The organism is Rhodococcus sp. NPDC003348, from assembly GCF_053589375.1.
The window spans coordinates 36765-57669 of record NZ_JBSFRT010000007.1 but is presented as its reverse complement, the minus strand read 5'-3'; the positions used below and the strand labels follow the sequence as shown (position 1 = coordinate 57669).

The 20905-nt window shown below is 66.5% G+C and carries 21 protein-coding genes; 17 read left to right on the top strand and 4 right to left on the bottom strand.

What is annotated here, in order from left to right; translation table 11 throughout:
• Positions 1–9: 9 nt before the first annotated feature.
• The 3 genes from ACWDU4_RS06775 to ACWDU4_RS06765 all read left to right on the top strand — a co-directional run bounded on the left by ACWDU4_RS06775 (position 10) and on the right by ACWDU4_RS06765 (position 2368).
• A complete protein-coding gene (locus tag ACWDU4_RS06775; RefSeq protein ID WP_450113102.1) occupies positions 10–930 on the top strand; it encodes a VOC family protein in 921 nt (306 codons plus the stop codon).
• Between the two features lie 194 nt (positions 931–1124).
• The gene (locus tag ACWDU4_RS06770) at positions 1125–1856 is read left to right on the top strand and encodes a flavodoxin family protein (protein WP_450113101.1); all 732 of its coding nucleotides are present in this window, start codon (positions 1125–1127) and stop codon (positions 1854–1856) included.
• A 104-nt stretch (positions 1857–1960) separates the two neighbouring features.
• Positions 1961–2368 carry a VOC family protein gene (locus ACWDU4_RS06765; protein ID WP_450113100.1) on the top strand — a complete coding sequence of 136 codons (408 nt, stop codon included), beginning with the start codon at positions 1961–1963 and terminating at the stop codon, positions 2366–2368.
• On the opposite strand, the gene ACWDU4_RS06760 is transcribed toward ACWDU4_RS06765, so the two are convergent.
• On the bottom strand, positions 2365–3021 hold the full coding sequence (locus ACWDU4_RS06760) for a TetR family transcriptional regulator (RefSeq protein WP_450113099.1): 657 nt from the start codon (positions 3019–3021) through the stop codon (positions 2365–2367). The genes ACWDU4_RS06765 and ACWDU4_RS06760 overlap by 4 nt on opposite strands.
• 182 nt (positions 3022–3203) lie before the next feature.
• Here ACWDU4_RS06760 and ACWDU4_RS06755 point away from each other — a divergent pair, with 182 nt between their 5' ends.
• Complete coding sequence (locus ACWDU4_RS06755) at positions 3204–5312, top strand: ABC transporter permease (protein ID WP_450113098.1); 2109 nt, start codon at positions 3204–3206, stop codon at positions 5310–5312.
• 182 nt (positions 5313–5494) lie between these two features.
• Here the strand turns inward: ACWDU4_RS06755 and dmpG are convergent, their stop codons facing one another.
• From dmpG to ACWDU4_RS06740, 3 genes are read right to left on the bottom strand one after another with little or no spacing between them, the layout of a single operon-like run.
• Positions 5495–6529, bottom strand: a complete 1035-nt coding sequence (dmpG, locus tag ACWDU4_RS06750; RefSeq protein ID WP_450113097.1) for a 4-hydroxy-2-oxovalerate aldolase — start codon at positions 6527–6529, stop codon at positions 5495–5497.
• Positions 6526–7473 carry an acetaldehyde dehydrogenase (acetylating) gene (locus ACWDU4_RS06745; RefSeq protein ID WP_450113096.1) on the bottom strand — a complete coding sequence of 316 codons (948 nt, stop codon included), beginning with the start codon at positions 7471–7473 and terminating at the stop codon, positions 6526–6528. The genes dmpG and ACWDU4_RS06745 overlap by 4 nt, the downstream gene beginning before the upstream one ends.
• Positions 7470–8294 (bottom strand): 2-keto-4-pentenoate hydratase, encoded by an 825-nt coding sequence (locus ACWDU4_RS06740; protein ID WP_450113095.1) that lies wholly within the window; start codon positions 8292–8294, stop codon positions 7470–7472. Before ACWDU4_RS06740 ends, ACWDU4_RS06745 begins: the two co-directional genes overlap by 4 nt.
• Before the next feature lie 70 nt (positions 8295–8364).
• Here ACWDU4_RS06740 and ACWDU4_RS06735 point away from each other — a divergent pair, with 70 nt between their 5' ends.
• The 13 genes from ACWDU4_RS06735 to ACWDU4_RS06675 all read left to right on the top strand — a co-directional run bounded on the left by ACWDU4_RS06735 (position 8365) and on the right by ACWDU4_RS06675 (position 20901).
• Positions 8365–9126 carry an IclR family transcriptional regulator gene (locus tag ACWDU4_RS06735; protein ID WP_450113094.1) on the top strand — a complete coding sequence of 254 codons (762 nt, stop codon included), beginning with the start codon at positions 8365–8367 and terminating at the stop codon, positions 9124–9126.
• 210 nt (positions 9127–9336) lie between these two features.
• Complete coding sequence (locus tag ACWDU4_RS06730) at positions 9337–10293, top strand: fumarylacetoacetate hydrolase family protein (RefSeq protein ID WP_450113093.1); 957 nt, start codon at positions 9337–9339, stop codon at positions 10291–10293.
• 2 nt (positions 10294–10295) lie between these two features.
• A complete protein-coding gene (locus tag ACWDU4_RS06725; RefSeq protein ID WP_450113092.1) occupies positions 10296–11240 on the top strand; it encodes a 3-carboxyethylcatechol 2,3-dioxygenase in 945 nt (314 codons plus the stop codon).
• Between the two features lie 573 nt (positions 11241–11813).
• Entirely contained in the window at positions 11814–12767 is a 954-nt protein-coding gene (locus ACWDU4_RS06720; RefSeq protein ID WP_450113213.1) for a 3-carboxyethylcatechol 2,3-dioxygenase, read from the top strand.
• A 4-nt stretch (positions 12768–12771) separates the two neighbouring features.
• Positions 12772–13647, top strand: a complete 876-nt coding sequence (locus tag ACWDU4_RS06715) for an alpha/beta fold hydrolase (RefSeq protein ID WP_450113091.1) — start codon at positions 12772–12774, stop codon at positions 13645–13647.
• A gap of 3 nt (positions 13648–13650) precedes the next feature.
• Positions 13651–14445, top strand: a complete 795-nt coding sequence (locus ACWDU4_RS06710; protein ID WP_450113090.1) for a 2-keto-4-pentenoate hydratase — start codon at positions 13651–13653, stop codon at positions 14443–14445.
• A 4-nt stretch (positions 14446–14449) separates the two neighbouring features.
• Entirely contained in the window at positions 14450–14932 is a 483-nt protein-coding gene (locus ACWDU4_RS06705; RefSeq protein WP_450113089.1) for a nuclear transport factor 2 family protein, read from the top strand.
• Positions 14929–15663 (top strand): HpcH/HpaI aldolase family protein, encoded by a 735-nt coding sequence (locus ACWDU4_RS06700; protein ID WP_450113088.1) that lies wholly within the window; start codon positions 14929–14931, stop codon positions 15661–15663. The genes ACWDU4_RS06705 and ACWDU4_RS06700 overlap by 4 nt, the downstream gene beginning before the upstream one ends.
• Positions 15660–17285, top strand: coding sequence for a bifunctional 3-(3-hydroxy-phenyl)propionate/3-hydroxycinnamic acid hydroxylase MhpA (gene mhpA / locus ACWDU4_RS06695; protein ID WP_450113087.1), 1626 nt, complete (start codon positions 15660–15662; stop codon positions 17283–17285). Before ACWDU4_RS06700 ends, mhpA begins: the two co-directional genes overlap by 4 nt.
• A 135-nt stretch (positions 17286–17420) precedes the next feature.
• A complete protein-coding gene (locus tag ACWDU4_RS06690) occupies positions 17421–18392 on the top strand; it encodes an ABC transporter substrate-binding protein (protein ID WP_450113086.1) in 972 nt (323 codons plus the stop codon).
• Positions 18393–18396: 4 nt separating this feature from the next.
• Complete coding sequence (locus ACWDU4_RS06685; RefSeq protein ID WP_450113085.1) at positions 18397–19314, top strand: ABC transporter permease; 918 nt, start codon at positions 18397–18399, stop codon at positions 19312–19314.
• Positions 19315–19316: 2 nt separating this feature from the next.
• Entirely contained in the window at positions 19317–20081 is a 765-nt protein-coding gene (locus tag ACWDU4_RS06680) for an ABC transporter permease (protein WP_450113212.1), read from the top strand.
• Positions 20074–20901 carry an ABC transporter ATP-binding protein gene (locus ACWDU4_RS06675; RefSeq protein ID WP_450113084.1) on the top strand — a complete coding sequence of 276 codons (828 nt, stop codon included), beginning with the start codon at positions 20074–20076 and terminating at the stop codon, positions 20899–20901. The genes ACWDU4_RS06680 and ACWDU4_RS06675 overlap by 8 nt, the downstream gene beginning before the upstream one ends.
• The last annotated feature ends 4 nt before the right edge of the window (positions 20902–20905 follow it).

The following is a 20905-nucleotide window of genomic DNA, read 5'->3' as shown; positions in this document are numbered from 1 at the left end:
GGAAGAGACATGACCGACATCCACTCCCTCGGGTACCTGCGGGTTCAGTCGCAGGATCTGGCCCGTTGGCGCGAACTGGTGATCGACGGACTCGGCATGGCCGAAGGCACCGGACCGGACGAGAACGGCCTGTACCTGCGCGTCGACGAGCGCACGTCGCGACTGCAGGTGCTGCCCGGCGACGTCGACAAGGTCCTCGCCGTCGGCTGGGAGGTGCGTGACCAGTTCGCGCTCCAGGCGGTGCGCGAGAAGGTCGAGAAGGCCGGCATCGAGGTCCGCGAGATGACGCAGGACGAGGCGGACCACCTGCGCGTCGAGCGGGCGATCACGTTCCAGGATCCGTCCGGCACGGTCGCCGAGGTCTTCTTCGGTCCGGTCCTCGACCACAGCCCGGTCGTCACCCCGCACGGTGGACGGTTCGTCACCGGTGCGGCCGGTCTCGGTCACGTCGTGCTGCCGACGCCGAAGTTCCAGGAGACCTACGACTTCTTCACCGAGGTCCTCGGGTTCCGTCCGCGTGGCGCGATCCGGCTCGGCGGCCCGGGTTCCCCCGGTCCGGCGCGGCGGGTGCGGTTCCTCGGCGTCAACCAGCGGCACCACAGCCTGGCGATCTGCCCGGCGCCGCCGACCGAGGCGCCCGGCATGGTTCACCTGATGATGGAGGTCGACACCCTCGACGCCGTCGGTCAGGCCCTGGACCGGATCAACAAGCTCGGCTTCTCGCTGTCCTCGACCCTGGGCCGGCACACGAACGACAAGATGGTCTCGTTCTACGTGCGCGCACCCGGCGGCTGGGACATCGAGTTCGGCACCGAGGGCATGCTCGTCGACGAGGATCACTACACCGCGGAGGAAATCACCGCGGACAGCTACTGGGGCCACGACTGGTCGGCCTCCGAGCCGCTCGCGGCGTTCACGCCGAAGGCCTGATTCCTCGGGCTCCGGCCCACCGACGCCGAATGCGGCGGTCGCTCACGAGGCGACCGCCGCATTCGGCGTCTTCGGGTCACGGGCGAGGCCCGCGGCGCCTATCGTGGATTCTCGGATCGCCGACGCCGGCCTGACGGCCCGCGTTCGCTCACCGGACTGCACGGCCGGCGTACCGCCGTCACATGGAGGTGCCCATGTCCAGTCCCTCGTCCTCGGAGCCGCGACCCGACTTCACCGGTCTGCTCGCGGTGTACGTCAACTGCACCCTCAAGCCGTCGCCGGAACTGAGCCACACGCAGGGGTTGATCGACCGGAGCGTGTCGCTGATGCGGGACGCGGGGGTGGCGGTCGACCAGATCCGGGCCGTCGACCACGACATCGCGACCGGCGTGTACCCGGACATGCGGGAACACGGATGGTCGAGCGACGAGTGGCCGCGACTGTTCGAGCGTGTCCTGGCTGCCGACATCCTGGTGCTGGCCGGTCCGATCTGGTTGGGCGACAACAGTTCCGTGATGAAGAAGGTCATCGAGCGGTTGTACGGGTGCTCGGCGATCCTCAACGACAAGGGGCAGTACGCGTACTACGGCCGGGTCGGAGGCGCGCTGTTCACCGGCAACGAGGACGGCGTCAAGCACTGTGCGATGAACGTGCTCTACAGCCTGCAGCACCTCGGGTACACGATCCCGCCGCAGGCCGATGCCGGGTGGATCGGTGAGGCCGGACCGGGTCCGTCCTATCTGGACGAGGGATCGGGTGGGCCGGACAACGACTTCACCAACCGCAACACGACGTTCATGACGTACAACCTCATGCACATGGCCGCAATGATCAAGGCCGCGGGCGGGATTCCCGCCCACGGTAACCAGCGTTCGCTGTGGGACGCGGGCTGTGCCCCGACGTTCCCGAACCCCGACTACCGCTGAATCCGGTTGCGCCGCCGTGGCTCCTCGGGCAAGGTGGTGGGCAACGTCGCGTGTCGATGGCGGACTGCGTCAGGCATGGAGGCGTCGTACCTGAGGGGTTCTTCGTGACCATCTCGTTCAACCACACCATCGTCGGGGCGCGCGACAAGCAGCGCTCGGCCACCTTCCTCACCACGCTGTTCGGTCTGCCCGATCCGGTCCCGGCGGGCCACTTCCTGTCCGTGACGCTCGCCAACGGTGTCACGCTGGACTATGCGCAGCCGCCCGGTCACGTCGACATCGTGCCGCAGCACTACGCATTCCTGGTCTCGGAGGACGACTTCGACGCCATCTACGGGCGGATCGTCGCCGAGGGACGCGACCACTGGGCCGATCCGCGGCAGAGCCGGCCCGGCGAGTACAACACCAACGACGGCGGTCGTGGGGTGTACTTCCTCGATCCGGACGGGCACTACCTCGAAATCCTCACCCGGCCCTACGGTTCCGGAGGTCAGGCCGGTTCCGGAGGCTAGAGCGTAGCCGGGTCCGGGTGGAACGGGCTCGGCTCGGAGACCGGGGCTCCGAGCAGGCCGGCGGCGGCGTCGGTGAGGAAATTGCCCAGCGCTTCCCACGCGGCCTCGCGGTTGCCTGCGGCGACGGACGCCTCGTATTCGGCGCAGACGTCGAAGATCATGCGGCTCAGGATCCAGGCCCGGCCGATCATCACGTCGCGGTCGAGGTGGCCGAGGTGGGTGAGGGTCAGCGCGCGAATCTCCTCTGATTCGGACGACACGGTCGTTGCCCGCTCGGTGAGTAGTTTCACGGCGGTCGGGTTGTGTCGCGCCTGGCTGATGAACCGGGCCCGCCACGACGGTATCGGCAGCGCCGAAAACGACTGTGTCGCAGGAAGGATCATGCAGCGCAGGTAGTCGGTCAGGCTCCCGTCGGCGCCGATCTCGCGGAACATGGCGGAACGCAGCGCGTCGGTGGTCTCGGCCTGTCGCTCGAACAGTGCCCGGATCAGGCCGTCGCGGTCACCGAAGTGATAGGCGACCGCCGAGTGGTTGGCGGCCCCCGCGTGTTCGGCGATGCGCCGACTGGAGACCTGGTCGATGCCGTACCGGCCGAAGAGTTCCTCGGCCGCGTCCATCAGCGCTGTCCGCGCCAGCTCGCTCTTGCGCGCCATCTCGCTCCTGTCGTCGGTGGAACCGGCTGCTGGTTCCGTCGGTGTGACCCGGACCCATGATCTCGCGTGCGGTGAGACCAACGTCATGCACGCGTCACATTGTCCATTTTAAGTCACGTGGCGTAATTTTGACTGGTGCTCGGTTCGAGCCGGGAACGCAGTGACGCAGACGAGGAGTGGCCGTGAGCAAGAAGGTGCAACCGCCGGTCGAGGGGGTGGACCAGGTGGATCCCGCAGCTGCCGAGGCGGCGCGGGCCCGTAAGGAGAAGATCGCCCGTTACGTCGGGATGCTGATCTTCCCGTTCCTGATGGTCTCGATGATGGTGAGCGGCTACCTCGGGGCGATGCACGCGCCGAAACCGCACGACCTGCCGGTGGCCGTCGTCGGAACATCGCAGGTCGAGGCCGCCCGACTCGCGGACGCACTGGAGGCGTCCAACCCGTCGGCCCTCGAGGTCCGGGTCGCCGACAGTGCCGACCAGGCACGGGCGCTCGTCACCGACCGTGAGGTCGTCGGTGCCGTCGTGTTCTCCGACTCCGGCGAGGCCACCGTCCTGACCGCAGGCGCGGCGGGTGCCTCCCAGGCATCGACCGTCAACCAGTTGCTGGTGCCGTTCGCGGCATCTCAGGACGCCACCGTCGCCACCGACGACCTGGCACCGCTGCCCGCCCACGACAGCGCAGGCCTCGGCGTCATGTTCATGACGACGGCACTCGTGCTCGCCGGGTACATGCCCCTGAGCCTGATCCTCTCGGCGGCTCCGGAACTGCTGCGTAAGCGCCGCATCTACCCGCTGCTCGCGGGCTGGGCCGCACTGATCTCCGCCGTCGTCTGGTTCATCGCGGACCCGATCCTCGGGGCCATCGAGGGGCACACCGCCGCGGTCCTCGGCATCTGCTGGCTCGGCGTGTTCGCCATCTCGTGCGTGCAGTTGTTCCTCACCCGCATCCTCGGGCCGCTCGCCGTGCTCGTCGGCATGCTGTTCCTGATGGTGCTCGGCATCCCGGCCTCCAACCTGGGCATGTCGGTGCACACGATGCCCGGCATCTTCTCGGTCCTGTACAACTTCCTGCCGTCGCCCGCCATCGGTGAGGCACTGCGCTCGGTCCTGTACTTCGGGGGCAACGGACTGACCGGCCACCTCGTCGTCCTCGCCGTCGGTGCCCTGGTCGCCGTCGCGTTGACGGTGCTCGTCGACGCCCTCAAGCGGCGCAGGAACCCCGAGGCGGCGCTGCCCGAACCGACGCTCGCCTCCTTCACCGGCAACCGGCCGCAGTCGACCCGCGCCCGCTACGCCACCATCGCGCTGTTCCCGCTCGCCATGGTCGCGATGATGATGTCGATCATGACGTCGTCGATGTACCAGCCGTCGCCGCGCGAACTGCCCGTCGCCGTCGCCGCGTCGGACCCGGCGCAGGCTGAGCAGCTGGCCGCCGGCCTCGACAAGTCCATGGAGGGGATGTTCGACTTCCGGGTCGCCTCACCCGACGAGGCGGAGCAGCTGGTCGTCGACCGGACGGTCGTCGGTGCGTTCGTCCTGCCGAGTGCGGAGAACCCGACGGCGACGCTGATCACCGCAGGTGCTGCGGGCATGAGCCAGCAGCAGACCGTCACCACCGTGTTCACGCAGGTGGCACAGCAGCAGGGCATGCCGCTGACCACTGCGGACGTCACCCCGCTCGGTTCGAACGACACCATGGGCACCGTGAGCATGTACCTGGCGATCGGCTGGATGATGTCCGGGTTCATGCTGATCATCGTGATGGGAACGGCGGCGCCGGAGCTGCTGGCCCTGCGCAGGCTGCTGCCGATCGCGGCCGGCTGGGCGCTGGCGATGTCCGTCGTGGTGTGGACGATCGCAGGTCCGATCGTCGGGGCCGTCTCCGGTCACGCCTGGCAGCTGATCGGCATCGGTGCGCTCGCGACGTTCACCATCTCGATGTTCACGACCGTGTTCGCGCGACTGCTCGGCATGCTCGCGGTGCTGCCGGTGATCCTGGTGGTCATGTTCCTCGGCGTCCCCGCCTCCGGCGGTGGCATGTCGATCTACCTGTCGCCCGAGATCTTCCGGACACTCCACGACATCCTGCCGATGCCCGCCGCGGTCGAGTCCGCCCGCTCGATCCTCTACTTCGGCGGTGACAGCGTGGGAGGCCACGCGGTCACGTTCCTGATCTGGGCGGCCGTCGCGCTGGTCTGCGTGATCGCCATCGAATGGTTCACCGGGCGCAAGCGGAACACTGCGCCCGCGCGGCCGGTGGCCGAGGAGAAGGTTGCGGAGCTGGTCTGACCGCCGGCATGACAACGACCGCGGGCCCGGTGGACGACTCCACCGGGCCCGCGGTCATCGTCCTTCCCTCACCCCGTGCACACGGCTTCTGCAGCACGCACACGGGCATTCGACGCAGAAAACCCCTGTGCACTCCCGAAAAGGTGTGTGCACAGGGGTTTTGCCGTGTTGCGGGGGAGCGCCTACTTCTTGGCGGCGGCCTCGCGCTCGGCGACGATGTTGAGCGCGATGTCGATGAGCATGTCCTCCTGGCCACCGACCAGCTTGCGCTTGCCTGCCTCGAGAAGCAGGGTGCGCACGTCGACGCCGTAGCGCTCCGACTGGATCTCCGCGTGCCGCAGGAAGGACGAGTACACGCCGGCGTAGCCCAGGGTCAGGGTTTCGCGGTCGACGCGGACCGGCCGGTCCTGCAGCGGACGGACGATGTCGTCGGCCGCGTCCTGGAGCTTGAAGACGTCGCAGTTGTGCTTCCAGTCGTACAGGTCGGCGACCGCGATGAACGGCTCGATCGGGCAGTTGCCCGCACCGGCGCCGTGTCCGGCGAGCGAGGCGTCGACGCGGTAGACGCCCTCCTCGACGGCGACGACGCTGTTCGCCACCGACAGGGAGAGATTCTCGTGCGCGTGGATGCCGATCTCGGTGCCGTCGTTGAGGACGTCCTTGTAGGCGCGGATGCGATTGCGGACGTCGTTCATGGTCAGGCGTCCGCCCGAGTCGGTGACGTAGACGCAGTGCGCGCCGTACGACTCCATCAGCTTGGCCTGCTTGGCCAGCTCCTCCGGCGGGGCCATGTGGCTCATCATCAGGAAGCCTGAGACGTCCATGCCGATCTCGCGGGCGGTCTCGATGTGCTGCGCGGAGACGTCGGCCTCGGTGCAGTGCGTCGCGATGCGCACCGAGCGCACACCGAGCTTGTAGGCGTGCTTGAGTTCCTCGATGGTGCCGACGCCGGGCAGCAGCAGGGTGGTCAGCCGGGCGTGCTGGAGCACCTCGGCGGCCGCCTCGATCCACTCCCAGTCGGAGTTGGAACCGGGACCGTAGTTGACGGAACCGCCGGCCAGGCCGTCACCGTGGGCGACCTCGATGGCGTCGACGCCGGCATCGTCGAGGGCGGTGACGATCCGCTTGACGTCCTCCGGGGTGATCCGGTGGCGCACCGCGTGCATACCGTCCCGGAGGGTGACGTCCTGGACGAAGATGGTGGGGTTGGTGCTCATCGGCTGGCTTCCTTCTTCTGGGCGATGCGCTCCGCGATCTGCTGTCCGGCGGAGGTCATGATGTCGAGGTTGCCCGCGTACGTGGGCAGGTAGTGACCGGCGCCCTCGACCTCGAGGAAGATCGAGACCTGGTGGGTCGGGCGGGTGGCGCCTTCGACCAGCAGCGTCTCGACGGGCTGGTCGGCCGGGATCTCGGTGATCTGGACCTGCTGCTTGAGCCGGTAGCCCGGCACGTAGGCGGCGACGTCGCCGACCATCTTCTCGACCGACTGGCGGATCTCGTCGTGGGTGGCCGGGTCCGACGCGTCGACGAGGCAGAACACCGTGTCGCGCATCATCAGCGGCGGCTCGGCCGGGTTGAGGATGATGATCGCCTTGCCGCGCTTGGCGCCGCCGACCGAGACGATCGCCGAGGAGGTGGTCTCGGTGAACTCGTCGATGTTGGCGCGAGTGCCCGGGCCTGCCGACTTGGAGGCGATCGAGGCGACGATCTCGGCGTACGCCACCGGGACGACGCGGGAGACCGCCGCGACCATGGGGATGGTCGCCTGACCACCACAGGTCACCATGTTCACGTTGGGGGCGTCGAGGTGCTCGTCGCCGTTGACCGCGGGGATCACGAACGGTCCGATCGCGGCCGGGGTGAGGTCGATCATCCGCTTGCCGAGCGCACCGAGGCGTTCGTTGTTCACCACGTGCGCCTTGGCGGAGGTGGCGTCGAAGACGATCTCGATCTCGTCGAAGTTCGGCAGTGCCACCAGGCCCTCGACACCCTCGTGGGTGGTCGGGACGCCCAGTGCGGCGGCGCGGGCGAGTCCGTCCGAGGCGGGGTCGATGCCGACCATCGCGCCCATCTCCAGGTACTCGGAGTGGTTCATCACCTTGATCATCAGATCGGTGCCGATGTTGCCCGATCCGATGATCGCGACCTTGACTTTGCTCATGCTTCCTTCTCTTCCACGAAACGAGCGGTCACGGTGCCGAGACCGGACACGGTGACGGTGACGGTGTTGCCGGCGCCGACGGGCGCCATCGGGCCGAGCGCGCCGGAGAGGATCACCTGTCCGGCGAGCAGCGGCTGGCCGAGCTCGCGGGCGGTCTGCGCCAGCCACACCACGGCCTCGATCGGGTCGCCGAGGCAGGCGGCGCCGTTGCCGGTCGAGACCTCGGTGCCGTCGACCTTCATCGACATGGTCACGTCCACCGGTTCGACCTCGTCGAGGGTGCGGCGCTCGGAGCCGAGGACGTACACACCGGACGAGGCGTTGTCGGCGACGGTGTCGCTGAAGCGGATGTCCCAGCCCTGGATCCGGCTGTCGCAGATCTCGAGCGCGGCGACCGCGTAGTCGATGGCGTCGCGCACCTGCGCGACGTCGAGGGGGCCGTCGATCAGGTCCTTGCCGAGGACGAAGCCGACCTCGCCCTCGATCTTCGGCTGGATCAGCCGCGACATCGGGATGTCGGACCCGTCTGCGAAGTCCATGTCGTCGAAGAGCACGCCGAGGTCGGGCTGGCCGACGCCGAGCTGCTCCTGCACGGCCTTCGAGGTCAGGCCGATCTTGCGACCGACGATGCGGGCGCCGGCCTGCAGTCGCCGATCGTTGAACTGCTGCTGGACGGCGTAGGCGGCCTCCAGGTTGGCCTCGCCGATCAGGTCCCGGATCGGCGCGCACGGCGCACCGGCCGCGGCGGCGGACGCGAGGCGGTCCGCGGCAGCGGCGATGTCGGATTCGCTCGCCGCGATGGAATTCGTGGGCTGGCTCATGGGCACTACTGTTACGGCACTCGCGCGAGGGGACCAGCCCAACGTCTCACTCAGCGATACGCTGGTCCATGTGACCGGCGCCGCGAATCTCGACACCGTGCTCGGCAAGGCGGTGACCATCCTGCGTGCCTACCGCCCCGAGGATCAGGTCCTGCCCCTCGCCGAACTGGTCCGCCGGACCGGCCTGCACAAGGCCACCGTGCACCGGCTCGCCGGCGAGCTGGTCGCGAACCGGCTCCTCGACCGGGTGGACGGCGGCTATCGGCTCAGCGGCGGGCTCTTCGAACTCGGGATGCTCGCCTCTCTCGAACGCAGCCTCCTGGAGATGGCGATGCCGTTCCTGCAGGACCTGTACGAGCGGACCCACGAGACCGTGCACCTCGGGGTCCGTGACGGCCACGACGTGGTCTACGTGGCCAAGATCGGCGGCCACCGGCAGGCCAAGTCCCCCTCCCGGACCGGCGGCCGGATTCCGTTGCACTGCTCCGCGATCGGCAAGACGCTCCTCGCCTACGCCGCGCCCGACCTACAGCAGGAGGTCCTGGCGGGGCCGCTGGTCCGGCGCACGCCGCACACGATCGTCGCGCCCGGGATCCTGCGGCGTCAGCTGGACCGGATCGTCGAAACCGGGGTCGCCTTCGAGCACGAGGAATCCGCGCTCGGCATCAACTGCGTCGCGGCCCCCGTCGTCGGTCCCGGAGGGGACACCGTCGCGGCGATCAGCGTCACCGGGCCCACGGGACGGTTCCGGCCCGAAACCCAGGTCGCGGCCGTCAGGGCGGCCGCGGCGGGCCTGGGCAGCACCATCTCCCGTCGCGAGCAGCTGCGCTAGAGCCCACGCCGTCCCCGCACCGCGATTGTCGGCCGAACGGGCAGCTCGCCGATCACCGGAATCTGCTCACCAAAGGGGGTTGGCCGCAACCCCGAACAGGGCTGACGCGCCGCTGCAAGGGGTGCTGGCTATCGGCGATGCGTAGTCCGAAAGTCATGTGTCGCAACAGCGAAGCGCTCTTCGCCGCCCGCGCGATGTGGTGATGTCGGAGTGGTGACGCCCGACGGTGCCTGGATCGTTTCATGGTCCGTCAGGCTATGTTTTATCTCACTACTGAAGTACTCTCGCGTTGAGAATGCATTCTTCGAAGGAGTGATTGTGAAGTACGTGAGTTTCGAGGTGTCGGAGAACCTGCCGAGCTGGGGTGCCGTGGTCGATGGGCAGGTCTACGACTTGGGGTCGGGCGGCGCGAATGTGGCCGCAACCTTGCGAGACGCGATCGAAGGAAATCTGCTTCGCGATTCCCTGATCGATGGACTGGAGCCTGTCGGCTCGGAGTCCGAGGTGTCGTTCCTGCCGGCCGTGCCGAATCCGACGAAGATCATTTGCGTCGGCGTCAATTACCGGTCCCATCAGGAGGAGACCGGTCGGGCGGAAGCTGGCGCGCCCACGCTGTTCACGCGGTTTGCCGACTCCCAGACCGGCCACCTCGTCCCCGTGCAGATTCCTGCGGTCGCAGGCCAGTTCGACTACGAGGGCGAACTCGCCGTGGTCATCGGTGCGCGGGCGTTCAAGGTCCCTGGTGCCGATGCGTCCTCGGTGATTGCGGGATACAGCATCTACAACGACTTCACGGTGCGCGACTGGCAGCGCGCGACCACTCAGTGGACCCCGGGCAAGAACTTCCCGGGCACCGGGGCGATGGGTCCGTACTTCGTGCCGGCTGCCGACGTGGCTGATCTCGACTCCTGCACTCTGGAGACACGGGTCAACGGTGAGCAGCGCCAGAAGGCGACGATCGCGGACATGCGATTCCCGATCGATCGTCTGATCGAGCACATCTCGACCTTCACCCCGCTCGCTCCCGGCGACATCATCGTCACCGGAACACCTGGCGGCGTGGGACTTTTCATGGACCCGCCGGGCCTGCTGAGCCCCGGCGACGTCGTCGAGGTCGAAATCACCGGCCTCGGAGTCCTTCGTAACGAGATCGTCGCGGAGCACTAGCCGTGACGATCGCGGTCTGCACGATGTCGCACTCGCCGCTCATCGGAGAGGTCGAGCCTTCCGGTGGAGTGCTGGACGAGATCGACGCGGCGATGGCCAAGGTTCGGAGCGCGATCGAGGCATTCGATCCTGACGTTACGGTTGTCTTCGGGCCGGACCACTTCAACGGCGTCTTCTACGACATGATGCCGGCCTTCTGCATCGGCTCGGGGGCTGTCAGCGTCGGCGACTGGAGCACGCAGCAGCGCGTGCTCCCCGTCGACGGCGAACGCGCCGGTCTGCTCGTGCGGGCGGCGCTCGACGCGGAAATCGATGTCGCTCAATCGGAGAGGCTGTACGTCGACCATGGCATAGCTCAGACTCTCGAGATGCTGTTCGGTGCAGACTACGAGCGTCCCATCGTGCCGATCTTCGTCAATGCGGTGGGATTGCCACTGGTGGCGATGCGGAGGGTCAGGAAGCTCGGTGAGGCGATCGGTCGCGAAGCCGCGCTGTGGGGCAAGCGGGTCCTGGTCGTCGGCTCCGGAGGCCTCTCACACGACCCGCCGGTCCCCAAGCTGCAGGGTGCCTCGGCCGAGGTGCGCGAGCGCCTGATCGGCGGACGCCACTACACCACCGAACAACGGCAGGAGCGGCAGCGGCGAGTCATCGACGCCGCGCTCGCCCACGGCCGCAACGGAGCCGGTCAACAGCCGCTGAACGAGCAGTTCGATCAACTCGTGATGGACACTCTGGCGGAATGTCGGCTCGGTGAGGTCGACGACTGGGCCAATGAATGGATGGTGCGCGAGGGAGGGGGATCGGCGCACGAGATCCGCGCTTGGGTCGCGGCCTTCGCGGCCGCCAACGCGGTCGCAGTGCCGACGGTTGCCGGCCGCTGGTACTGGCCGGTCCACGAATGGGGTACCGGCTTCGGCATCATGCTGACCGATCCTGTCGGTTCCTGATCTGCCGGCCTCTCGGGTCGCACGAGTGTGCTGCTCGTCGGGCCACCCCGTGCGGGCAAGTCAACTGTCCGTCGGGGTGGCCGTACCGTGACCGGGTTGCGGCATCGACGAGGATTCCACTGATCCCGCTCCGGCTGTCTGCGAACCGCAGCCCCAGCCGTTCTCCCGAGATCTGCTCGCCCACGTTCGAGTTCCACCGGCCAGACTTTGCCGGGATCGACAGCCGGTAATCGGCTGGGCTTGATCGCCCGGGTCGGATGGTTGGCTCAATCCGTGATTCGCATGTGCCTTGTTCATGTTGTGGCACAAGCTGTTCGAGTGTCGATTCTGACTTGGTCACCCTCGGATCGCTGCCCACGCCGGCGCCGGGCGGGCGTGGGCTTCGCGGAGTTGTCCCTGTGCCGCAGTCGCCCGTTCTCGGGCGGAGCCTTCGTGCCCTGCGCTTGAGTGGAACCCACTCGAGCCGAAATCATAATCATGGACAATTGTGTCTGGCATCACTAGAATGATGATTCTAGATACTAGATTCGCCTCGTTGCAGGCGACCCACCCTGCCTCCTGCGGGTGCCCCTGATGAAAGGAACTGCTGGCATGCCTTTGGCAGTCGCTGCCATGTCCCATGCGCCGTCATTCGGCAATGTCGACCCGGGAGGCACGATGATGGCGGAAATCGAGGCCGCGATCGGTGAGGTGCGTGCCTTCGTCGAGAGCTTCGACCCTGAGGTGGTCGTCGTCTTCGGCCCCGATCACTTCAACGGCCAGCTGTACTCGCTCATCACTTCCTGGGCGATCGGAGCCGAGGCCGTCGGCGTCGGTGACTACGGCACCACGGCAGGCCCGGTGCCCGTCGACGGAGACACTGCCCGCACCCTGCACGCCCTGGTCCTCGAACAGGGAATCGACATCGGCCGGTCCGAGCGGATGACGGTGGACCACGGCATCCTGCAGCCGCTCGAGTTCATCTATGGCCACCCGCTGAGCCGACCCATCGTTCCCATCTTTGTCAACGCTCTCGGCTTCCCGCTCACGCCGATGCAGCGTGTCCGGTTGTTCGGGGAAGCAGTCGGTAGGGCGGCGCAACAACTCGACAAGCGAGTTTTGCTGGTGGCCTCCGGCGGCATCTCGCACAACCCGCCTGTCCCGCGCTGGGAAGGCGCCCCGGAACCGTTGCGGGAGCGTCTCATCGCATACGCCCCCACCCGAGCTGATCGCGCCGCGCGCGAGCAGGCGATCGTCGCGGGAATCCAGGCCATCGCGGACGGCAAGGCCTCGAGCGCGCCCCTCAACGAAGCCTGGGACGAGCTGGTCCTTGATGTGTTCCGCTCCGGTGACCTGTCCACGGTCGACGGATGGTCCAACGACTGGTTTGTGGCCGAGGGCGGCAGCGCTGCGCACGAGATGCGCAGCTGGATCGCGGCATACGCCGCGCTCTCCACAGCCGGTCCCTACCGCATTGCCGTCGACCACTACTGGCCCGTGCAGACCTGGGGCGCCGGTTTCGGTATCCAGGCCGCGATCGGAGCGTGATGACATGTACGAGTTCAAGACCTTTTGGGCAGCAATCGCAGACCTGCCGCACCGCCTCGACTACGTCGAGGTGAACGGCTGGCGCACCCGTGTGCTCACGGTCGGCGGCACTGGCCGGCCCGATGAGCAGACCGTGGTCCTGCTCAACGGAACCACGGGGCACATCGAGGCTTTCACCCAGAACATCCGTGCCCTGGCGTCGAAGTACCGCGTGGTGGGGTACGACTATCCCGGCCACGGCTTCACCACTCTGACCGATCACGACCTGGAGATCCCCGAGTACGAGGAACACCTGCTCGCACTGCTCGACGTGCTCGGCATCGAGCGCGCGCACCTGTGTGGCGAGTCCCTCGGCGGATGGATCGCGATCAAGTTCGCCGCCCGCCACCCCGAGCGGGTGCGGACGGTGATCCTCAGCGCGCCGGGCGGTCGCGTCACGACCGCCGAGCGGGTGGACCGCGCGCAGTCCGTCAGCCGGCAGGCCGTCACCGAACCGACCTTCGGCAATGTCAGGCAGCGGCTGCAGGTCGTCATCCACGACCCCGAGAAGATCACCGACGAGCTGGTCCACATCCGGCAGGCGGTCTACTCCCGCGAGGGCTTCGGCGACTCCATGCGCCACATCGCGGTGCTGCGTCAGCCGGAAACCCGCTTCCGCAACCAGGTTACCGACGAGGACTTCGCGGCGATCCCCGTACCGGCACTACTGGTGTGGACCGACCACGAACCCAGCGGCGGCCCCGAGGTGGGAGAAGAACTCGCCGAACTGATCCCGGACGGCGAGTTCCTGCTCATCGAGAACGCAGCGCACTGGCCGCAGTGGGAGGACCCCGAGACCTTCAACGCCGCCGCCCTCGACTTCCTCGCACGGAAAGGCTGAACCATGACAGACACCAGCGTCATCGAGCAGATCGCCGATGAGCTCTACTGCGCCCGCCGCGAGGTCACGACCATGGACTTCGTCAGTCCGCGGCTGTCCGAGCGCGATCTGGATGCGGCGTACCGCATCTCCGAGCTCGTCGCCACCCGGCGGGAGGCCGAACTCGGCGTGCGTCGCGTCGGCCGCAAGGTCGGCCTGACCAATCCGCTCGTGCAGAAGCGGGTCGGGGTCTTCGAGCCCGACTACGGCATCATCCACGACGACATGGTTCACACCTCGGGTGTGGTGCGGCCGGCGTCCGCGCACAACTTCCTGCGAATCGAGGCCGAGGTTGCCTTCGTACTGGCGAAGGACATCCTCGACGCCGAGCTCGAGGCGATCAAGGACGCAATCGACTACGTCACTCCGGCATTCGAGCTCGTGGACTTCCGCTACGCAGGCAACGTCGGTCAGATTGTCGACACCATCGCCGACAACGCAGGGTGCGACGGGGTCGTATTGGGCGAGGAACGACACGCCTACGGCGAAATCGAACTGGCCGACGTCGAGATGGTGATCACCACGGCGGCCGGTTCCGAAATCACCCGCGGCGTGGGTGGGAACGTGCTGGGCGACCCGATCAACGCGGTGCAGTGGCTTGCAGAGACGGCGTTGCGGATCGGCCAGCCGCTGCGAGCCGGCGAGATCCTGCTCTCGGGCTCCATCGGATACATCGAGCCCTGGCCGGCCGACGTCGAATGCACCGCCACCATCACCGGACTCGGTTGCGTTCGCGCAACCCTCGACTCGAAGGAATGAAGCGATGACCGGAATCACCGAGAACGTCTCTGGGACTGCGCCCGTTGTCAGCACCGAAATCCGCGTCGCGATCGAACAACTGGTGGCAGAGCACCATTGGATGATCGACCACGGTCATGCCGACCGGCTCTACACGCTCTACGCCGAGGACGCAGTCTCTTTCGGACCGCTCGGCACCATGAACGGCCGCGATGCCATCAAGGCGTGGGGCGAGCGCCGCGTCACCCAGGACGCGGGCACGGTCCGTCACTTCTCCGGCGGCACCCGCCTGGCCTGGGAGGACGGGGTCCTCACCGGCACGACCTACTACACGACTTTCCGCAGCACGCAGGACGATCCGCTGCGGCCCGCAAGCGTCGGCGAGTTCCGCGAGGAGTACGTCCAGGTGGACGGCGAATGGCGTATCCGTCGCCGGGAGATCGTTCCGGTCTTCGGTGGTGAGAACGCAGCCGCCCACGCTCGTCGACTGGCCGAGGGTGGCAAGTGACGAACATCCCCGCCCTTCTCCATGTCGCCACCCCGTCTCTGAGCATCGTCGAAAGCGGTCTGTTCAACGGGTACGACGGTGTCGTCATCGACCTGCAGCACGGTGAGGTCGGGCTGGAGACCGCCTGCACGATGCTGCGGGCGATTCCGCGCGACGTCGGGTACGCCTATGCGCGTGTGGCGCGCATCGACTCGGGTGCGATCGGTCGCCTGATGGACAGCGGCGCGCGCGGCATCATCGCCCCGACCATCGAAAGTGCCGACGAGGCCCGCGCCCTCGTGGCGGCGACCAAGTATCCGCCGCTCGGTCGCCGCAGCCTGGGGCCCAGCCGCCCCCAGTTGTATTCCGGCAGCAGCTACACGGAGGCCGGGAACGAAGCGGTCGAGTGCATCGTGCAGATCGAGACGCGCCGTGGGCTCGACTCCGCCGAGGAGATCCTCTCGGTGGAGGGTGTCGGGTCCGTGTACATCGGACCGGCGGATCTGGCCGTGTCCTTCGGTCTCGGTGGCGGGGCCGACTGGACGGACGGCCCGGTGTACGACGCGATCGTCGAAGTCGCGAAGGCGGCTCGGGCACACGGGCGGACCTGCGGCATCTACTCCAGTTCCCCCGTCTACGCGGGTGATCTGGCTCGTGCGGAACTGATCGATTACGTGGGGCTCGGGATCGACCTCCTCATGGTCGGCGCCCAGGCACGGCAGAACATCGCAACCCTGAGGAGTGAATCGTGAACACGGACGTCCTGATCATCGGCGCGGGCCCCACCGGGCTGACGCTCGCGAACTTGCTTGGGCAGCAAGGTGTGCGCACTGTGCTGATCGAGGCACTCGAGGAGCTCATCGATTATCCGCGTGCGGTCGGAATCGACGACGAGGCGCTGCGGGTGATGCAGTCGATCGGCTTGGTCGACAAGGTGTTGCCGCACACGGTCCCCGACCAGCAGGTCCGGATCGTCAACGGGGACATGAAGATCATTGCGGAGATCAACCCGACGACACGCGAATTCGGTTGGCCTCGACGTAACGGTTTCGTGCAGCCGTTGGTCGACCAGGTCCTGTTGGCAGGTTTGGAGCGTTTCGAAACGGTCGACGTCCGGCTCGGGACCGAGGCAATCGACCTCGTGTACAACGACAGCGAGGCGACAGTCACGGTCAGATCAGGCGAAGAGACCTCGCAGATCACTGCGCGCTACGTCGTCGGGTGTGAGGGTGGTCGGTCCTTCACCCGGACCCATCTCGGTATCGAGTTCGAAGGCGAGACGCGCAAGCAGCGCGGTCTGGTGATCGATGTCGCCGACGACCCGCTCGGCACACCGCATGCAGTATTCGGTGGCGATCCGACGCGTGGCTACGCCACTCTCGGTCTCCCGCATGGTATTCGGCGCTGGGAATTCATGATGCTCGACGACGAGGGGGAGGAGTTGGTGGAATCGGACGAGTTCATCTACGGCCTCCTTGCCGAGCACGTGCCCGATCCGAGGCGACTCAACATCATCCGTCGACGCGTCTACACCCATCACGCTCGACTGGCAGCGAGGTTCCGGGAGGGGCCGGTTCTCTTGGCCGGAGACGCGGCCCACGTCATGCCGGTGGTCGCGGGTCAGGGGTGGAACTCGTGCATTCGTGACGCGATGAATCTTGGTTGGAAGCTTGCTGCTGTCGTGAAGGGGCGAGCCGACGACGCGTTGCTCGACACCTACGCGGAGGAGCGTCGCGACCATGTGAAGGCGATGGTCGATCTGTCGGTCGGCATGGCCAACCTGGTCACCAACCGCAGCAAACTGCGTTCTGCCGCGCGTGATGCCGCGGCAGTGGTCGTCGACAGGTTGCCGCGGCTCAAGGCGTACGTTTCCGGTCAGGGGTTCAAACCCATGCCGCGCTACGAGCGTGGCGTCGTGGTGCCGGCGCGGGTGCGGCAGTTGAAGTCGGTACCCATTGCAGAGGACTTCAAGTCGGCTGTCGGTACGCTCTTCCCGCAGCCGCGGGTGTGCACCACGACCGCGTCCGATCAGTTGCTCGACGATGTGACGGGGGCCGGCTGGCGGATCTTCGTGTGGAACAACGATCCACAGCAGCTCATCGACAAGGAAAACGCGGAGCGGTTGGAGTCGCTCGGCGCTCGCCTGGTGCATCTGGTACCTGCTGCCCAGCTTTCGTGGGCGGCGGCGAACGCGGGGGACGGCGTGAACGTAGTTGGCGATCCGTCGGGCGTGATCAAGTCCTGGTTCCATCAGCGGCCGTTCTCGGCGGTGATTGTGCGACCGGACCATGTCATCGCGGCCGAGTGTCTCGCTCAGGACCTCGACTCGACTCTGGAGTCGGTGTTCTCCACTGCTCGTCTGCAGTTGACCTGAGAATGCATTCTCTAGCAGAAATGCATTAATGCTTGATTAATGTGAAATATGTGACATAGTCGATGTTGCGGGCGTCACACCTGCACGGCCGATCAAGATCGCCGGGAACAGTCGGATTCAGGGAAGAAGGAATTCATGAAGCGGACCTTGTCTGTGCTTGCCGGGAGCGCGGCCCTGGCGCTCGCGCTGACTGCGTGCTCCAGCGGTTCGAACGACGGCGCCGCACCGAAATCGGACAGTGGCCTCGACGTCGTGAAGGTCGGGCTGTTCCCCTCATCGGCGGTCGGTGCCTTCGAGATCGGTATGGAGCAGGGCTTCTTCGCCGATCACGGCATCGAGGTCGAGCTGGTCATGGGCCAGTCGAGCGCCGCGCAGCTGCCGGCCGTGAATTCCGGAGGCCTCGACTTCGTCCTGGCCAGTCCGACCACGCCCCTGGTCGCGAGCAGCAAGGGCCTCGATGTCCCGATCGTGTCCGGCTACGCCAAGAATCGTCCCGACACCGTGAACGACTCCGTCGCCGTCCTCGTCGGCGCGGGCTCGGACATCAAGTCGGCCAAGGATCTCGAAGGCAAGCGCGTCGCGATCAACGCCCTCGGTAGCATCGGCGAAATCGGGATCAAGGAGGCCGTCGCGCAGGATGGTGGCAACCCTGACAGGATCACGTTCGTCCAGCTCGGCTTCGACCAGGTCGCCGCGCAGCTCGCGAGCGGTCAGATCGACGCCGGGATGGCGGGCCCTCCTTTCATGGGGCAAATTCTGAGCAGCGGCGGCACCATCGTCAGCGACTTCATCCCCGCTGCGGGCCTCGGCGGAGCCGAGCTGGTCATCGTTGGCGGCCGCAAGCTCGTCGACGCCAACCCCGATCTGGTTGAACGGTTCACCGCAGCCCTCGACGAAACCCTCACCTACGCCGAAGAGCATCAGGATGAGGTCCGTGCCCTGCTGCCGAAGGTGATCGGCACCGACCCCGCGGTCGCGGCGAAGACCGAATTCATTCAGTGGGACGCGGCGTTGGACGTCGACGCGATCGACCAGTTCAGCACCCTGCTGGTGAAGTACGGCGTCATGAACAAGGAGCCCGGCGAGAACGTCGTCTGGACCAAGTGACCGCGTGGGTCGGGCCGCAAGGCCCGGCCCGCCCCCCTTTTCTGTAACACTCGAAAGGTTGCCTGCCATGAGCGTGGCACAACGAGAACGGGAGAGCCCCATCGCGGTTCGGCCGCAACGGGTCGGTTCCCGAACGCCCAATGCAATCGCCCCGTACAAGCCACTCCTCCTGGGTGTGGCCGGCATTCTGGGCTTTCTCCTGATCTGGCAGGTATTCGCTGCCGTCGGACCGGTCAGTTCGCACTATCTGCCGCCACCGACGGTGGTCTTCTCGGAATTCATCCAGAACCTCTCCGACCCGGACTTCTGGATCGCAGTCGGTTACACCCTTCGGGCGTGGCTGATCGGCCTGGTGATCTCCAGCGTCACCGCGATCGTGGTCGGCGTGGTCATCGGATCCAGTGCGTTCCTGCGGCGGGCAACCCATTCGACGATCGAGTTCCTGCGCCCTATCCCAGCGGTCGCTCTCATTCCGCTGGCGGCGCTCCTCTACGGTCCGGCCCTCAGCGCCGAGTTGCTGATCGTCGTCTATGCCTGCTTCTGGATCGTGCTGGTCCAGGTGCTCTACGGCGTCGCCGACGTCGACAAGGTCGCCACGGATACCGCCCTGACCCTGCAGATGAACTTCTGGCAGCGGGTTCGCCATCTGATCTTCCCGACCCTGTTGCCCTACCTCATGACGGGTGTGCGATTGGCCGCCACGGTCGCCTTGATCCTGTCCGTCGGCGTCGAGCTGATCCTCGGTACACCCGGTCTGGGACTGGATGTCGCACTCGCACAGATCAACGATGACGCGCCGGCGATGTACGCGCTCATCGTCACCAGCGGTCTGCTCGGGATGCTCGTCAACTGGCTCATGGGAACGGTGGAAAGCAAGGTTCTCTTCTGGCACGCGTCTGTGCGTGGAGGTGTGCGGTCGTGAAAATGCTGAAGAGTTTCGGATACTTCGTCGGTCTGCCGGTCGTGCTGATCGCATGGTGGTCTGCCGCCACGAAAGACGGTGGCAGCTTCTATGTTCCGGACCCGGAGCAACTCGTCACCGCGTTCCGCACCGTGTGGCTCGGCGACGGGCTGACACAAGACGCCCTCCCGAGCGTCGTGCGTCTTCTGATCGGTCTGGCGATCTCCATCGTGCTCGGGGTGGCGCTCGGTGTCACCATCGGCTCGATCGACTGGGTGCGGTGGCTGTTCAGCCCTCTGCTCGAGTTTCTCCGCGCGATTCCGTCGACGATCATGATCCCCGTTCTGCTCCTTCTGATCGGCATCAACGACGCCATGAAGGTCACCATCATCGTCCTCGGATGCCTGTGGCCCATCCTCCTGAACACCGTCAAGGGCGTCGCCTCCATCGACGAGGTCCAGGGCGACACCGGCCGGGTCTACGGACTCACCGGCATCGACCGGATGCGCTATCTCGTGCTGCCGGCCGCCTCACCGCAGATCTTCGCCGGCATCCGACAGAGTCTCGCAGTCGGACTCGTCCTGATGGTTGTCTCGGAGATGTTCGCGGCCACTGAAGGAATCGGCTACGCCATCATCAATTTCCAGAATCGGATCGACATCCCCGAAATGTGGAGCGGCATCGTGTTGCTCGGCCTGCTCGGCGTGGCGCTGTCCGTGTTGTTCCAGATCGTCCAGGGCCGGATCCTCGGATGGTACGAAGGATTGAAGGAAAGTGCGAATGACTGACCACCAAGACGTTCGACTCCATGTCGACAAGGTGAAGAAGGTTTACCGCCGCGACGGCAACGAGTTCGAAGCGGTCAAGTCTCTCACCTTCGACCTGCACCAGGGTGAGTTCGCTTGCCTCGTGGGCCCGTCGGGTAGCGGTAAGACCACGCTGCTCAAGTGCATCGCCGGTCTCATGGAGCCGACCTCGGGTTCGGTTGTGCTGGACGGAAAACCCGTCCACGGCCCGGCCAAGGGTATGGCGGTGGTGTTCCAGGAGTACGGCCGCAGCCTCTATCCCTGGATGACGGTGGCCGCCAACGTCGAGCTGCCGCTAAGGGTCGCCAAGCTGCCCAAGGCGGAGCGCCGTGAGAGGGTCGACGAGGCGCTGCAGTCGGTCGGCCTCGAACAGGCCCGCAACAGCTACCCTTGGCAGCTGTCCGGCGGTATGCAGCAACGTGTTGCCATCGCTCGGGCGGTCGCCACGCACCCGAGCGTGCTCCTCATGGACGAGCCGTTCGCCGCGGTCGACGCACAGACCCGTGCCGACCTCGAAGATCTGGTCCGCTCGGTGTGGAAGCGACACAACATGACCATCCTGTTCGTCACCCACGACATCGAGGAGTCCGTCTACCTCGGGCAGCGGGTCCTGGTGCTGTCGAGTTCGCCCACGGTGATCCAGGACGATCTGACGATCGACCTGCCGGACGACCGGGACCAGCTCGCGACGCGCTCGCTCGCCCGGTTCAGCGAGCTGCGAGCACATGTGTACGAGCAGGTGCAGATTGCGAAGACCAACAAGAGCGGAATGCTCACCTCGCATCAGCCCGCGGTGTTGTGATCTC

Coding starts and splice junctions, on each gene's coding strand:
- ACWDU4_RS06775 (WP_450113102.1), top strand. CDS start 10: ATGACCGACATCCACTCCCTCGGGTACCTGCGGGTTCAGTCGCAGGAT.
- ACWDU4_RS06770 (WP_450113101.1), top strand. CDS start 1,125: ATGTCCAGTCCCTCGTCCTCGGAGCCGCGACCCGACTTCACCGGTCTG.
- ACWDU4_RS06760 (WP_450113099.1), bottom strand. CDS start 3,021: ATGGCGCGCAAGAGCGAGCTGGCGCGGACAGCGCTGATGGACGCGGCC.
- dmpG (WP_450113097.1), bottom strand. CDS start 6,529: ATGAGCACCAACCCCACCATCTTCGTCCAGGACGTCACCCTCCGGGAC.
- ACWDU4_RS06745 (WP_450113096.1), bottom strand. CDS start 7,473: ATGAGCAAAGTCAAGGTCGCGATCATCGGATCGGGCAACATCGGCACC.
- ACWDU4_RS06740 (WP_450113095.1), bottom strand. CDS start 8,294: ATGAGCCAGCCCACGAATTCCATCGCGGCGAGCGAATCCGACATCGCC.
- ACWDU4_RS06720 (WP_450113213.1), top strand. CDS start 11,814: ATGAAAGGAACTGCTGGCATGCCTTTGGCAGTCGCTGCCATGTCCCAT.
- ACWDU4_RS06715 (WP_450113091.1), top strand. CDS start 12,772: ATGTACGAGTTCAAGACCTTTTGGGCAGCAATCGCAGACCTGCCGCAC.
- ACWDU4_RS06710 (WP_450113090.1), top strand. CDS start 13,651: ATGACAGACACCAGCGTCATCGAGCAGATCGCCGATGAGCTCTACTGC.
- ACWDU4_RS06705 (WP_450113089.1), top strand. CDS start 14,450: ATGACCGGAATCACCGAGAACGTCTCTGGGACTGCGCCCGTTGTCAGC.
- ACWDU4_RS06690 (WP_450113086.1), top strand. CDS start 17,421: ATGAAGCGGACCTTGTCTGTGCTTGCCGGGAGCGCGGCCCTGGCGCTC.
- ACWDU4_RS06680 (WP_450113212.1), top strand. CDS start 19,317: ATGCTGAAGAGTTTCGGATACTTCGTCGGTCTGCCGGTCGTGCTGATC.
- ACWDU4_RS06675 (WP_450113084.1), top strand. CDS start 20,074: ATGACTGACCACCAAGACGTTCGACTCCATGTCGACAAGGTGAAGAAG.